Genomic DNA, 15,146 nt, shown 5'->3' with positions numbered 1-15,146 from the left:
TATTGCAATGCCGCTTGCAACGTTCATGGGTGAGTGATAGTTTCAAATATGAATCGATCTAAACCGGAGATGGGCCTTCCGGTCGAAGCGGCAGGGCAAGAGAAAAAGAGGGTGTTGTGCGGCGTTTTGCGGGCCATGGCGTGCGACATGCCGCGATTGATTGACACGATCCAAATATGTTCCTTGGTCGCGAGACCTGATTGACGAAAGGTCGGGAAGCAGGGGTTCTCCCGGCCACGCAACAACACAGACAACAAACACGTTTGAGGGAGGGGTTTCCATGCGTCATGCCATCGCCTTGCGTCGCAACGCACTCGTGAGTGCGCTTTCCATTGCCCTGCTGTCGCCGCTGGTCGCCTACGGGCAGGCCGCGTCTGCGTCGGGCACCGACCAAACCGCCACGCCGCAGTCCAGCAATCAGTCGTCTGCAGCGCCTAGCCAGCAGAAGGCAGTGAACCTGAAGACGGTCACGGTCACCGGCTCGATGATTCCGCGCGTGGAGATCGAGGGCGATGCGCCCGTGGTCACCATCACCGGCGCGGATATCAAGAAGCAAGGTTTCACCACATTGTGGGAGTTCCTGGATTCGCTGCCGCAGATGGGCCCGCAGGTGCAGGATCCGGCTTCCTGGGGTGCCACCGCGGTCAATGCGCGTCCGCTCAATCTGCGCAACCTGGGCCCCGGCTTCAGTCTGCTGCTGATCGACGGCCATCGCGTGGTGGACTACCCGCAGTCGCTGTATGCGCACAGCAACTTCCAGAACTACAGCAACATCCCCGCCGGCATGGTCGATCGTATCGAAATCCTCGCCTCCGGCGCCTCGTCGATCTACGGTTCGGACGCGGTGGCCGGCGTGGTCAACGTGATCCTGAAGAAGAACTATCAGGGTAACGAGTTGCGGGTGACTGGCGGCGGCGCGCAGCACGGTGGCCGCGCCTATGGCGACATCAACTTCCTGGGTGGCACGTCCGGCGACAACTGGCACATCCTCTACAACGTGGAGAAGTCCAACCGCTCGGCGATGTGGGGCATGGATAGGCCGTATCAGGACTCGGAGTCCGATGCGGGTTATGGCGCCTGGAATCCGAATGCCCGCATGTTCGGTTACCCGGACAGCCCCGCCCTCATGGCCCAGGACGCCTCGGGTAACTACATCACGCCGCCCGCCGGCACCTGCGACAAGTTCAGCAACTCGCAGCTCTACCATGCACACACCGTCAGCACCAATGGCACCCAGGTCACCGGTGTGACTGACAACGGCTACTACTGCAAGCAGCCTGCCCTGTTCCAGAACTGGGTGCTGACGCCGGGCAGCCGCAGCAACAACGGCTACCTGGCCGGCGAGTACGACTTCAGCAACGGCCTGCAGCTCTACGGCTCGGCGGCCCTGTACGACACGGTGGGCATCTCCAACACCCAGTTGTGGGGCTTGGGCACGGGCGAGTTCTACGACCAGACCACGGGCCAGGTCATCAGCAACGCCGCGCGCCAGTACACCGCGCAGGAAATCGGCACCTCGGGCAACACGCACGACCGCGAGCAGAACTGGAACATCACGACCGGCCTGCGCGGCACCATGTTCGACGGCAACTTCAACTGGGACTTGAGCCTCAATACCCAGAAGTACATCGTGCATGAGGACTACACGGCCTTCAACCAGCAGGCCACGGACAACTTCTTCCTCGGCCCTCAACTGGGCACCACCACCGACAGCAAGGGCAACAACATTCCGATCTATGCCATGAACTGGCAGCAGTGGTGGAATCCGATCACGCCGCAGCAGTACAGCCAGTTCTCGGTCAACGGCCAGGACAGCGCATCGTCGTGGCTGGACCAGGCGCAGTTCCGCATCAACGGCGACCTGTTCAAGTTGCCGTGGGTGGATCAGCCGGTGGGTTGGGCGGCGGTACTGGAAGCCGCGCACAATGGCTTCCAGCTTTCGCCCGACGCGCGCGCGACGAATTCGGCGACGTTCGTGAACCCGTTCTATTCCGACAACACGGGTGCCGGTACCCGCCAGCGCTACTCGCTGGGCACGGAGTTCCGCGTGCCGGTGCTGGATTCGCTGACTTGGACCATCTCCGGCCGACTGGACAAGTACAACGACCACAGCCGCGCCGATGTGGCCCGCACCTGGGGCACCGGCCTCGAATGGCGTCCCTTCGACAGCCTGCTGATCCGCGGCACCTACGGCACCAACTTCAAGGCGCCGGACATGCAGGCGGTCTACCAGACCGGCTCCACCGTGCCGGTGGGCATCTACGCGGATGATCTGACCTGCATCAACGCGCTCAAGGCAGGCGATACCAACAACACATGGTGCAACGGCAACATCCAGCGTCCGCAGTCGCAGTACTACACCTCGTTGACGGGTGGCAGCAAGTTGCTGCTGCCGGAAACAGGTCACTCCTGGACCTACGGTTTCGTGTTGCAGGTGCCGGGCGTCGAGGGCTTGTCGGTATCGGCCGACTACTGGCACATGGGTGTGGACAACTCCATCCAGTACCTCGGCAACTCCACGGTACTGCAGGACGAGGCGGGCTGCCTTACCGGCTTGCAGGTCGTGGGCACCAGCACGTTGCAGCCATACACGGCACACGTGCCGGGTTCGGCGTATTGCCAGATGGTGATCGCCATGGTCCAGCGCAATGCGGATGGCACCATCAACACGGTGCACTCCGGCCCGATCAACGAGGCTTCGTTGTACGTGAGCGGCGTGGACGCCTCGCTGGACTACAAGTGGCGTAACGAGAATTACGGCGACTTCACCGCCAGCATCAACTACACCGACAACCTCTCGTACAAGCAGCGCGTACTGGCTTCCGACCCGTTGCTGAACACCCGCTACAACAATGCGGCGAGCAGGGTCACGTGGATGGGTACCTGGCACAAGGGTGACTGGGACGCGTCGATCTCCGGCGTGCGTGTCGGCAGCGTGCGTGCCAACAACTACGGAGGTTGCAACGTGTTGGACAACGGCATCCAGCCGGCCATGGGCACGGCTACCGCGGCCAACGGCACCGTTTACAGCACCGGTGTCTGCACGGTGGCGTACAACGGCGGCTCCGAAGTCGTCGCCGACAGCATGTACATGGGCCGCGTGCCGCCGTGGATCACCTGGAACGGCTCGGTCGGCTGGCAGATCAACCCGGAGACCAAGGTCAGCTTCACCGTGTCCAACATCTTCGACAAGATCGCGGCGATTCCGTACTACGCCGGTGGTTTCGAGTTCGTCCCGACCAATCAGTCCGCCGACGAATACACCGGCCGCGAAATGTTCCTGTCGTTCGACTACAAGTTCAACTGATCCCTCTCAGGTTGAGCTTGTTCCCCCAGCCCCGGCTTCGGCCGGGGCTTTTTTGTGCGTGCAAACCGCCGGCACAAAAAAACGCGCCGCAATTGCGCGGCGCGCAGGGGAATGCTGTCGGGTTCAGGCTGCCGGGCCGTACAGCTGCAGCAGCTCGTGGCAGGCGCCCATGGTGTGGTAGTCCACCTTGCCGGCGGGGCTCTTCTCGTCGCTGTACTTGCGGTTGTCGACCGTGAGGATGCGGTACCAGGCGCCGTACTCGTGGTCGACGAAGTGCTTCCACGAGTAAGCCCACAGCTTGTCGTACCACGCGGCATAGCCGGCGTCGCCGCTGCGTGCGTGCAGCAGGGCGGCGGCGGCGAGCGATTCGGCCTGCACCCAGAAGTACTTGTCGTCGTCGCACACGCTGCCGTCGGGGGCGAAGCCGTAGCTGAGGCCGCCATGGGTGTCGTCCCAGGCGTGTTTCACTGCGGTGTCGAACAGGTGGCGCGCGGTGGGCAGCAGCCAGTTTTCCTCGCGGTTGCGCTCCAGCAGCAGCGATTCGAGGATCAGCAGCAGCTTGGCCCACTCGGTCTGGTGGCCGGGCTGGAAGCCCCAAGGGCGGAACAGGTGCTTGGGATTGTCCCGGTTGTAGTCCCAGTCGATGCGCCACTCGGCGTCGTAGTGCTCCCACACCAGGCCGTCGGCCAGCGCGGCCTGGCGGCGCGTCATGTGGTCGGCGAGCGTGAGTGCGCGCTCGAGGTAACGCGGCTCGTCGCTGGCTTGGTAGGCGGCCAGCATCGCCTCGCACATGTGCATGTTCGCGTTCTGGCCGCGATAGGCACTGAAGTGCCAGTCGGCGTCGGCCTCGTCGCGGTACAGGCCGGCCTCGGCGTCCCAGAACCGGCGTTCCAGCAGTTCCCACGTTTCGTCCATCCAGGCGGCGGCCCCGGCAACGCCGGCCTTGCGCGCGCTGGCATAGGCCAGCAGCACGAAGGCGACGCCGTAGGCATGGTTGGTGCGGTCCTCCGGCTGGCCGTCGCGGATCGTCCAGGCGTAGCCGCCGGTGTGTGGGTTGCGATGCACCTCGCGCAGGTAGCGCAGGCCGTGCAGCATGGCGTCGCGGTATTCGGCGGCGAGCTGCGCGTCCGCGCCGAACTCCAGCGCGGCCATCGCGTAGTTGTAGACGAAGCGCGTGCTGCTCACCAGGTGGCGGTGGCTGCGGTCGTAGATCGCGCCGTCGTCCTTGAAGTAGTGGAAGAAGCCGCCGGCCGGATCGATCGCGCGCGGATGGTAGAGCGCCATGGTGTCGGCGATGTGCCGGCGCAGGAAGGTGGGTGAACGGAAATCGGGCAGCGGCGCGAGGGGGAGGACGGTGCTCATGCGTGCGGGACTCATGCGTGCAGGACTCAGGCGTGGGATGCCATGAAGGCGTGGACTTCGTTGGTGGTCGGCAGCGAAGCGAACGAGCCTTGCCGGGTCACCGCCAGCGCGCCGGCCGCGGCGGCGTGGCGCAGCGTGGCGTGCAGGCGCGGCAGCGTGGCGACCAGGTTGTCGAGTCCGGCGGCGCCGATCTCCTGCTCGGCCAACTGCTGCAGCAGGCCGCCGACGAAGGCGTCACCCGCCGCGGTGCTGTCCACCGCGGGCACGCGGTAGGCCGGCAGTTCGCCCTCGGCATCGGGGTGGAACCAGCGCAGCGGGCCGGGGCCGTCGGTGACCACCAGCAGGCGCGTCCGGCCTTGCCACAGGCGATCGAGCACGGCGGCTTCGCCGTCCACGGCCAGCCAGGCGAATTCCTCGGCGCTGAGTTTCACAAGGTCGGCCAGATCCAGCGCCGGCCAGACCTGAGGGCGTGCATCCACGTCGAGCGGCCACAGCGCAGGGCGCAGGTTGAGGTCGAAGCTCACCAGCGCGCCGGCAGTGCGGGCGCGGCGCATGCCTTCGCGCGTGGTTTCCGCGGCATCGGGTTCGGTCATGCTGTTGGAGCAGACGTGGAACACCGCGGTGTCGGCGAACGCATCGGCGCGGAAATGTTCGGGACGGAACAGCAGGTCGGCCGAGGGCGGCCGGTAGAAGCTGAAGCTGCGTTCGCCGTGGGCGTCCAGCGCCACGAAGGCCAGCGCGGTGTTCGCCTCGCCGGTGCGCGCCACGTCGCGGGTGTCCACGCCGGCATGCTGCAGGCTGTCCAGCAGCAGGTCGCCGAACAGGTCGGTGCCCAGCATGCCGGCGAAGCGCGCGACGCCGCCGAGCTTCGCCACCGCCACCGCCACGTTGGCGGGGGCGCCGCCGGCGAACGGCACGAAGGCGCGCGGGTAGCCGTGCGGGTCGCGGCCCTCGGCGTGGAAATCGATCAGCGCTTCGCCGAAGCAGAGTATGGAACGCATTTCAGTCCGTTGCCTCCGTGGCCGATGCGGTGGCAGGCGCACTGGTGCGGATCCGCGAACCGGAAAGACCGTAGAAAATGATGTACGCGTAGCACAGCAGCGGCAGCACGAAAGCCTGCTGCAGGCCGATGCGATCCGCCAGCACGCCCAGCAGCCAGGGCACCACGGCGCCCCCCACGATGGCCATGATCAGCAAGCTCGACGCCTTGCTGGTCATCGGCCCCATTCGCTCGATGCCGAGCGCGAAGATGGTGGGGAACATGATCGAGTTGAACAGTCCGATGGCGATCACGCTGACCATGGCCACTTCGCCGTGGCTGAACATGGTGGTCAGTACCAGCGCCATGTTGATGGCGGCGAACGCGGCGAGCAGCTTGCGCGGCGATAGCATCGCGGTGAGCCACGAGCCAAGGAAGCGACCGACCATCGCCCCGCCCCAGTAGAACGAGGTGTAGTAGGCGGCCTGCCGTTCGCTGATGTGGCCGATGTCGGGCATCGACAGGTAGTTCACCATCGCGCTGCCGATCGAGACCTCGGCGCCCACGTAGAAGAAGATGCCGAGCACGCCGAAAAGCACGTGCGGATGGCGCAGCACGTCGAGGTAGGTGTGGTGGACCACGTCGGCCTTGTCGGTGGCCTCGCGCAGTGCGGGCAGGCGGAACAGCCACACGAACACGGCCAGCAGGAACAGCACCACAGCCAGGCCGATGTACGGCCCTTGCACCGCGTGCGCTTGCTGCGTCTGGTAGGCGAGCTGCTGCGCCGGCGCCATCCGGGCGATCGCGTCCGGGGTCTGCACCACGCTGGAAAGGATCAGCTTGCCGCCGAACCACAGCGCCAGCGCCGTGCCCAGCGAGTTGAGCGCCTGGGCCAGGGTGAGGCGGCTGGAGCTGGTGCGCTCCGGGCCGAGCAGGGACACATACGGATTGGCCGCCACCTGCAGCACGGTGATGCCGGTCGCCAGCACGAACAGCGCGGCGAGGAAGGCGTCGTACAGGTGCAGCGCCGCCGCCGGCCAGAAGCCGAGTGCGCCGACGCCGGCGATGGCGAGTCCCGCCACCACGCCGTTCTTGTAGCCCAGCGTGGCCACCAGCTTGCCCGCCGGCAACGACATCAGAAAATACGCGCCGAAGAACGTCGACTGCACCAGCATCACCTGTGCATAGTCGAGCTGGAAGGTCGACTTCAGGTGCGGGATCAGGATGTCGTTCAGTGCGGTCAGCAGACCCCACATGAAGAACACGGTGGTGATGACGCCGAGCGCCATCGGGTAGTCGGTGTAGTTCCGGCGCCCGCCCGATGCGGGTGTGGGCTGCAGTGGTGCGGTGAAAGCCATGCGGTTCCCCTCTGGGTGGGTGCGTGCGCTCAGGCGCTGGGCGGTGGACAGCTGCTGCCGCGCACCACCAGTTGCACCGGAACCACGGTGCGTTGCGCCGGCGCCTGCGGGTCGCGCAGCCGCTGCAGCAGCAGTTCGGCGGCCTGGCGGCCACGCGCGCGCGGCGTGGAGGCAAGCGTGGTGAGCGGCGGTGCGCTGAGTCCGGCTTCGGCGATGTCGTCGAAGCCGGTGACGGCGAAGTCGCGGCCGGGCCGGATGCCGCGCTGGTGCAGGCCCAGCATCAGGCCCAGCGCCACCGCGTCGTTGTAGCAGACCGCCGCGGTGGGCGCGGGCGCGTCGAAGAACAGCGCGCCGCATTGCGCCGCCGCGTCCACGCGGTTCGGTGCGGATTCGATGCGCCAGTGCGGCTCGATGGTCAGGCCCGCCGCCTTCATCGCCTCGACGTAGCCGGCGTGGCGCTGCTGGCAGGAGCTGGAGCCGGCATGGCCGCCGAAGAACGCGATGCGCCGCTGGCCCAGCGCGATCAGGTGCTCGGTGGCCAGCCGCGCGCCACGCTGGTTGTCCAGCATCAGCCGGTCCCAAGGCGCCTCGGTCGAGGCCTTGCCGCCGAGCTCGCGGTTGAACAGCACCATCGGCGTGCGCAGGCCGATCGTCCGCAGCACGCTGCCGGCGTCGCTGCCCTCGGCGGGCGAGAGGATGATGCCGGCCGGGTCGTGTTCGAGCAGCGAGCCGAGCACCGCCTGTTCGCGCGCGACCGACTCGCCGGTGCTGCCGAGCAGGGTGACGTAGCCGGCGCCGCCCAGCGCCTCGTCCACGCCGGTGGCAAACTCGGCGAAGAACGGGTTGGCGAGGTCGTTCAGCACCAGCGCGATGCTGGAGGAGGTGCGTCGGCGCAGGTTGGCAGCGGCGCGGTTGTACACGTAACCTTGGCGGCGCAGCTCCTCCTCGACCCGTGCGCGGGTGAGCTTGTTCACCAGCGGGCTGCCGCGCAGCACCAGCGACACCGTGGCACGCGACACGTCGCAACCAGCGGCGATATCGGTGAGGGTAACCTTGCGATTGGCGTGAGGCGTGCTGTCCGTGGCCATGCTCGTCGTCGTGGTCGATTGGAACGATCAAAATGTACCGGAAGCGTGCCGCGGATGCTTCCGCGTTGCAACATGCGCCAGCACACGACCCGGTGTTAGCGTCTGCAGCTTGGAACGATCCAAATTTTGATGCGAGGGGAGGGTCCATGAAGCAGCACGCTCCACAGACATGGCTGATGTTCGCGTTGGCCACCGGCCTGGCCCTGTGCTCCACCGGCGCGGTGGCGGCGAACGGCCATGCGGCCGAGGTCGATCCGCGCATCGGCACCGGCGGCGACGGCCACACCTTCCCCGGCGCCACCGTGCCGTTCGGGATGATCCAGCTCTCGCCCGACACGGCGATGCCGGACTTCAAGCACGCCTACAAGTGGGCCGCCGGCTACCAGTACGGCGATCCCACCATCATGGGTTTCTCGCACACCCACTTCTCCGGTTCCGGCCATTCGGACCTGGGCGACGTGCTGGTGATGCCGATCGCGGGCGACGTGAAGTTGGACCCCGGCGATCCCGCGAAGCCGGGCAGCGGCTACCGCTCGCGCTTCAGCCACGCCAGCGAGGTGGAGCAGGCCGGCTACTACGCGGTGACGCTCTCCGACTACGGCGTGCGCGCGGAGCTGACCGCCTCGACGCGCATCGGCTGGCACCGCTACACCTTCCCGAAAGGCAAGCCCGCGCACCTGCTGCTCGACCTGCGCCCCAGCATCTACGACTACCCCGGCAAGGTGCTGTGGTCGCGCCTGCGCGTGCGCGCCGACGGCACCGTCAGCGGCTGCCGCACCACGCGCGGCTGGGCGCCGGGACGTGAGCTGTGCTTCGCGATGCGCTTCAACCAGCCGATGGTCTCGCGCACGCTGTACGACCGCGAGACGGACGTGCTCTACAAGGGTTTCGCGGGGCCGGGCAACCAGCCCGAGGACCATGACGCCGAGAACGGCCGCGCGCTGGAAGGCGTGTTCGACTTCGGCAAGCTCGACAAGCCGCTGCTGGTGAAGGTGGCGATTTCGCCGGTGAGCGAAGCCAACGCGATCGCGAACCTCGACCAGGACGGCAAGGGCTGGGATTTCGATACTCGTCGCGCCGACGCCACCGCGGCATGGAACAAGGCGCTGTCCGTCATCGACGTGGAGGGCACGCCGGCGCAGCGCACCGGCTTCTACACCTCGCTCTACCACGCGATGCTCGCGCCCACGCTGAGCATGGACGTCAACGGCGAATACCGCGGCCCCGACCACCAGGTGCACAAGGCTCAGGACAAGCAAGGGACTTTCGACTTCTATTCCAGCTGGTCGATGTGGGACGTCTACCGCGCCGAGGAACCGCTGATGGTGCTGCTGCGGCCCGACCTCAGCACGCAGTTCATCCGCTCGCTGATCGCGGCGCAGCAGGACAGCCCGTTCGGCATGCTGCCGGTATGGGCGTACCAGGGCCTGGAGACCTGGTGCATGACCGGTTATCACGCGGTGGCGATCATCGCCGACGCGTACATCAAGGGCGTGCGCGGCTTCGATGCCGACCAGGCGCTGAAGGCGATGGTGTCCACCGCCACCTACGGGCCCTACGGCGACCTGGCCGACTACATGAAGCTCGGCTACGTGCCGATCGACAAGGAAACGGAAGCCGGTTCCAAGACCCAGGAATACGCCTACGACGACTGGGCGGTCGCGCAGATGGCCAAGGCCCTGGGCAAGCACGGCATCTACGCGACCTTCGAGAAACGCGCGGCCAACTGGCGCAACGTGTGGGATCCGAAGACGGACTTCATGCGCGCCAAGTTGAGCAACGGCCAGTTCCGCACCCCGTTCGATCCGACTTCGGCTGCGTACGGCAGCGACTACACCGAGGCGAATGCCTGGCAGTACTCGTGGTACGTGCCGCAGGACGTGGCCGGGCTGGTCGCCGCCTATGGCGGCGACCAGAAATTCGTCAGCAAGCTCGACCAGCTGTTCGACGCCAAGGTCGATCCGGCCATCTTCAAGAACGTCGAGGACATCACCGGCCTGATCGGCTGGTACGCGCACGGCAACGAGCCCAGCCACCACATCGCCTACCTGTACGACTACGCCGGCGCGCCCTGGAAGACGCAGCAGCGCCTGAAGCAGATCATGGACAGCCAGTACCACGACGGCCCGGATGGCCTGGTCGGCAACGACGACCTGGGCCAGATGTCGGCCTGGTACATCTTCACCGCGTTGGGTTTCTATCCGGTGACGCCGGCCAGCGACGAGTACGCGATCGGCCGGCCGTTCGTGCCCAAGGCGGTGCTGCACCTGCCGAACGGCCACAGCTTCACCGTGGTGGCCGAGCACCTGGACGACGCGCATCCCTACGTCGGCGCGGTCACGCTGAACGGCAAGCCGCTGGACCGGGTCTACCTGCGCCACGGCGAGATCCTCGCCGGTGGGGAGCTGCGTTTCACGATGCAGGCCGAACCGAACCGGGAGTGGGGCACGGCGGTGGCGGCGCGGCCGGCGGCGATGAGCCCGTACGGGAAGTAGTCGCCTGCGCTTCCGGTTGCGCGCCGTCATGCCGGCTTGGCCCGCGGCGCGAAACCTGCGCAGAATAGCCCCTGCCTCAGAGCCTGTTTATGATCTCCAAACACCCCGCGTTGTCATCGAGTGGCCGCCAGGTGGTAGTGCGTGGCGCTGCGCCTGACTGGCCGTCAGGTCAAGCCGCGCGCTGCCGCATGGTGGCCACTCGGTGGCAACCCGAAGGGCCGGGTCTGTTTGCCCGCATGCTGGCGTCATCACTCGGTCGTGGACGGACGTCCACTCCCTCGTTCTTCCTTGGCCTGCGCGCAAACAGCTCCCGGCGCGGGGTGCTTGGAGATCGTAAACAGGCTCTTAGCGAACCGGACGTGGTCCGGCGGGGTCAGCCGATGCGGTCTGTCCAATGAAAGTCAAGGGTCTGCTGCGCTGGCGTGTCGCCGGCCTGCTGCTCGCGATGGTCGTCATCGTGGTGCTGCCGTATCTCGCCACGCGAGTGATGGCCGACGAAACGCAGCAGGCCAACCTCTGGCTCAACCACGCCAGCACGGTCAAGGCGCTCACCTACCGCATCGCCTACCTGATCCGCGACAGCGAGGCGGCGAGCTATCGCATCCTCGCCGGCGACGGCGACGCGCCCACCGAGCAGCGCGCCGGCGGCGCGAAGGACCAGGTGCCGGCCCTGCTGACGCAGCTGCGCGGCCTCACCCGCGACAATCCCGACCAGCAGGCGCGCATCGGCGCGCTGGAGAGCGTCACCAACGGCCGCATCATCCTGGTGGACCAGGCGCTCGCGCGGCTGCACCAGGGGGATGCCGTCGGCGCGCGGCAGTCGCTGCGTGACACCGGCGACCTGTTCCACATGCACGAGCTGATCGACGGCATCGCGCAGACCGAGGATCGCCTGCTGGTCGAACGCACCCGCGACGTCGAGCAGCAGGTGAGCCGCGGCCAGTTCGTGCTCGGGCTCACCGCGCTGGCGCAGTTGGTGCTGCTGATCGTGGTGGTGATCTCCTCGGAGCGGCAGATCGGCAAGCGCCTGCTGGCGGAAACCCGCGAAGGTCGCGCGGTGCTGCGCTCGCAGATGATCGTGCAGGCGGTGCGCGAACCGATCGCGCTGTTCGACGAGCAGCTGCGCAGCCTGCTGGTGAACGCCGCCTTCAGCGAGCTGTACGGGCTGGACCCGAAGCACCACCGCGCGCTGCCGCTGCCGCAGATCGGCGACGGCGCCTGGAGCGACGGCGCACTGCTGCAGCGGCTCAACGACGTGCTGCTGCGCAACCGCGAGCTGTGGGACTACGAGCTGGTGCAGCGAACCGTCGACGGCGTGGACCGCCACGTGGTGATCAACGCGCGGCGCATCCAGCAGCAGGACAGCGACGCGCAGGCGCTGCTGCTCACGGTGAGTGACGTCACCGCGCGCGCGCTGGCCGAGCAAAAGGTCAACGAGCTGAACCACCAGCTGGAAGGCAAGGTCGCGCAGGTTTCCGATGTCAATCGCGAGCTGGAGGCATTCAGCTACTCCGTCTCGCACGACCTGCGCGCACCGCTGCGCCACATCGCCGGTTTCGCGCGCAAGCTGCGCCTGCACCTGGGCGAGCGGGTGGACGACACCGGCAGCCACTACCTCGACGTGATCGGCAACTCGGCGCAGCGCATGGCGCAACTGATCGACGATCTGCTGGTGTTCTCGCGCCTCGGCCGCGGCGCGCTGCGTCTGCAGCCGGTGGACATGCAGTCGCTGGCGGAAGAGGCGCGTGCATTGAGCGAGGGGGAGGCGCCGGGGCGGCGCATCAGCTGGTCGATCGCGCCGCTGCCGATCGTGGTGGGCGACGAGAACATGCTGCGCACGGTGTGGCAGAACCTGATCGGCAACGCGGTGAAGTACACCGGCAAGCGCAAGCTGGCGCACATCGCGGTGGACGTGCGGCGCGGCCGCAACGGCGACTACGAGTTCACCGTGAGCGACGACGGCGCCGGCTTCGACATGCAGTACGCCGACAAGCTGTTCGGCGTGTTCCAGCGCCTGCACCGCACCTCGGATTTCCCCGGCAACGGCATCGGCCTGGCCAACGTGCGGCGCATACTCGCCCGTCACGGCGGCCGGGTCTGGGCCGAGGCCGAGCCGGAGCGCGGCGCACGCTTCCACTTTTCGCTGCCGGCACGGGACCTGTCCGGCACCTCCACCGAGAGAACCACATGATCAATCGCCACATCCGCACCATCCTGCTGGTCGAGGACAGCATGGCCGACGCCGAAATGTCGCTGGACGCGCTGCGCGAGGCCAACCTCGCCAACCCGGTGGTGCACCTGCAGGACGGCGTGGAATGCATGGACTGGCTGCAGTGCCGCGGCGCCTGGGCCACGCGCGAGCCCGGCAACCCGGCGGTGGTGCTGCTCGACATCAAGATGCCGCGCATGGACGGCCTGGAAGTGCTCACCCGCATGCGCGCCGACGAGCACCTGCGGCGCATCCCGGTGGTGATCCTGTCCTCCTCGCGCGAGGAGAGCGACCTGGCGCGCAGCTGGGATCTGGGCGTCAACGCCTACGTGATCAAGCCGGTGGACGTGGACCAGTTCTTCACCGCAGTGCGCACGCTGGGCCAGTTCTGGGCGGTGCTGAACCAGGCGCCCGAGCAGGAGTGATGCGGAATCGCGACCGGCGGTCAGGGGTTACCATGCCGACATTCCGGCGAACCGCGTGGCCGCAGCCGCAGGCCGATCGGGCGGCGGGCCACGGGCGATGGAAGTCGCCGGATGACGAACAAAAAACATTCGGCAAGGAAGGCGGCAGCATTTCGTACGATTGAAATGCATGGCGTTTGAAGCGAGGCAGCGAGACGAGGGGAGGAGCCCATGCACGGTGCGCACGGCAGCGACACACGCCCGATCCGGGTGCTGCTGGTGGAGGACAACCGCAACGACGCCGAGCTGGCGCTGGTCGAGCTCGACGACGACGGGCTCGCGCACGAGGCGCGGGTGGTCGACGAGGAGGAGGCCTATCTCGTCGCGCTGCGCGAGTTCGTGCCCGACATCGTGCTGTCCGACCTCAGCCTGCCGAGCTTCTCCGGCCAGCGCGCGCTGGAGCTGCTGCGCCAGCGCGACCCGGACCTGCCCTTCATCTTCGTCTCCGCCACGCTGGGCGAGGAGGCGGCGATAGCGGCGCTGCGCAACGGCGCCACCGACTACATCCTCAAGCAGAATCCCGCGCGCCTCGCCAGCGCGGTGCGCCGCGCGCTCGCCGAGGCCGCCGAGCGGCGTGCCAGCCAGCGCGCCCAGGCCGAGCTGATCCGCGCCCAGCGCTTCGAGAGCCTGGCAATGCTCGCCGGCGGTCTCAGCCACGACCTGCGCAACCTGCTGCAGCCGCTGCTGCTGGCCGGTGACAGCCTGCGTGACCGCGCCGACGACCCGCAGCTGGCGCGGCTGGGCGAACTGGTGCGCGACTGCGGCAAGCGCGGGCTGGACATGGTGCAGTCGATGCTGTCCTTCGCCCGCGGCGCGCGCCGCGCCGAGCAGGTGCGCCTGGGCGCGCTGATGGACGCACTGGGCTTGCTGCTGCAGGGTAGCGTGCCGCGCGCGATCCGCATGGAAATGGCGGTCGACGCCCCCGAGCTCGCGTTCGCCGGCAACCACACCGAGCTGCAGCAATGCCTGCTCAACCTCTGCCTCAACGCGATCCAGGCGATGTCCGAAGGCGGCGAGCTGCGCATCGAGACCGCGCAGCAACGGCTCGACCCGGAGTTCTTCCTGCCCGGGGAAGAGCCGCATCCCGGCCGCCACCTGCGCCTCAGCGTGGTCGACAACGGCCCCGGCATGAGCCGCGAGGTGCTGGCGCGGCTGTTCGAACCGTTCTTCACCACCAAGGAGAACGGCACTGGCCTCGGCCTCGTGTCCTGCCGGCGCATCGTCGCCAGCCACGGCGGCGTGATGCGGGTGGACAGCGCGTCGGGCCGCGGCACCCGCTTCGACCTGTACATCCCGTTGCAGGAATTGGCGGCCGACGCCGTCGACGCGAACGGCGACGACAGTGACAGCCTCGAAGGCGCCGCCGAGCAGGTGCTGGTGGTGGCCGAGGCGGCCAGCCAGCTGTCCCTGCTCACCGATACGCTGGACGCGTGGGGCTACCAAGCCCATGCCAGCCAGAGCGGCACCGCCGCGCTGCAGTGGATCGGCGCGCACGGCCTGCCCGACCTGGTATTGATGGACGCCGACATGAACCTGTTCACCGCCGTGCGCACGCTGGGCGCGTTGATCGAGCAGGGCTACGACAGCGCGGTGGTGATGCTGATACGCCCCGACGCGCCGCCCCACCTCGACGAACTCCCCCCGCTGCCGCGCCTGCACGTGCTCGACAAGCCGGTCACCACGCGGAAACTGCTGCGCACGCTGCGCTTGGCGCTGGTCAGCGCCGCTTGAAGCCCTCTCCCCTTCGGGGCACGCGGGGAGCGGCCATGGATGGCCGCAGCTTTCCTCGCTCCCCAGAGCCGAGCACATCCCTGTGCTCTCTCCGCGTGGAGGAGCGAGGAGAGGGTTGGGTGAGGGGCGGGTGCTCGCGACGCTGCTACGGGT

Annotated in this window: 9 protein-coding genes; 5 read left to right on the top strand and 4 right to left on the bottom strand. The window is 67.5% G+C overall.

Annotation, left to right across the window (positions count from 1 at the left end):
- The first annotated feature begins 280 nt into the window (after window positions 1-280).
- Complete coding sequence (locus B0E52_RS17760; protein WP_077485956.1) at window positions 281-3,307, top strand: TonB-dependent receptor; 3,027 nt, start codon at window positions 281-283, stop codon at window positions 3,305-3,307.
- A 123-nt stretch (window positions 3,308-3,430) separates the two neighbouring features.
- Here the strand turns inward: B0E52_RS17760 and B0E52_RS17755 are convergent, their stop codons facing one another.
- The 4 genes from B0E52_RS17755 to B0E52_RS17740 are packed head-to-tail and all read right to left on the bottom strand — an operon-like array spanning window position 3,431 to window position 8,094.
- A complete protein-coding gene (locus tag B0E52_RS17755; protein WP_077485954.1) occupies window positions 3,431-4,669 on the bottom strand; it encodes an AGE family epimerase/isomerase in 1,239 nt (412 codons plus the stop codon).
- 26 nt (window positions 4,670-4,695) lie between these two features.
- Entirely contained in the window at window positions 4,696-5,670 is a 975-nt protein-coding gene (locus B0E52_RS17750) for a carbohydrate kinase (RefSeq protein WP_077485952.1), read from the bottom strand.
- Window position 5,671: 1 nt separating this feature from the next.
- A complete protein-coding gene (gene fucP, locus B0E52_RS17745; RefSeq protein ID WP_077485950.1) occupies window positions 5,672-7,006 on the bottom strand; it encodes an L-fucose:H+ symporter permease in 1,335 nt (444 codons plus the stop codon).
- Window positions 7,007-7,035: 29 nt separating this feature from the next.
- The gene (locus B0E52_RS17740; RefSeq protein ID WP_077485948.1) at window positions 7,036-8,094 is read right to left on the bottom strand and encodes a LacI family DNA-binding transcriptional regulator; all 1,059 of its coding nucleotides are present in this window, start codon (window positions 8,092-8,094) and stop codon (window positions 7,036-7,038) included.
- 176 nt (window positions 8,095-8,270) lie between these two features.
- Here B0E52_RS17740 and B0E52_RS17735 point away from each other — a divergent pair, with 176 nt between their 5' ends.
- The 4 genes from B0E52_RS17735 (at window position 8,271) to B0E52_RS17720 (ending at window position 14,993) form a co-directional block, all read left to right on the top strand.
- The gene (locus B0E52_RS17735; protein ID WP_077486086.1) at window positions 8,271-10,589 is read left to right on the top strand and encodes a GH92 family glycosyl hydrolase; all 2,319 of its coding nucleotides are present in this window, start codon (window positions 8,271-8,273) and stop codon (window positions 10,587-10,589) included.
- A 394-nt stretch (window positions 10,590-10,983) separates the two neighbouring features.
- Window positions 10,984-12,780, top strand: a complete 1,797-nt coding sequence (locus B0E52_RS17730; protein ID WP_077485946.1) for an ATP-binding protein — start codon at window positions 10,984-10,986, stop codon at window positions 12,778-12,780.
- Window positions 12,777-13,223, top strand: a complete 447-nt coding sequence (locus tag B0E52_RS17725) for a response regulator (protein WP_077485944.1) — start codon at window positions 12,777-12,779, stop codon at window positions 13,221-13,223. The genes B0E52_RS17730 and B0E52_RS17725 overlap by 4 nt, the downstream gene beginning before the upstream one ends.
- A 210-nt stretch (window positions 13,224-13,433) precedes the next feature.
- A complete protein-coding gene (locus tag B0E52_RS17720; protein ID WP_077485942.1) occupies window positions 13,434-14,993 on the top strand; it encodes a response regulator in 1,560 nt (519 codons plus the stop codon).
- The last annotated feature ends 153 nt before the right edge of the window (window positions 14,994-15,146 follow it).

The sequence above is a fragment of the Rhodanobacter sp. C06 genome (assembly GCF_002001105.1).
Classification (GTDB): Bacteria; Pseudomonadota; Gammaproteobacteria; order Xanthomonadales; family Rhodanobacteraceae; genus Rhodanobacter_A.
The sequence above is the reverse complement of the archived record's forward strand: the minus strand, read 5'-3'. Positions and strand labels throughout refer to the sequence as shown.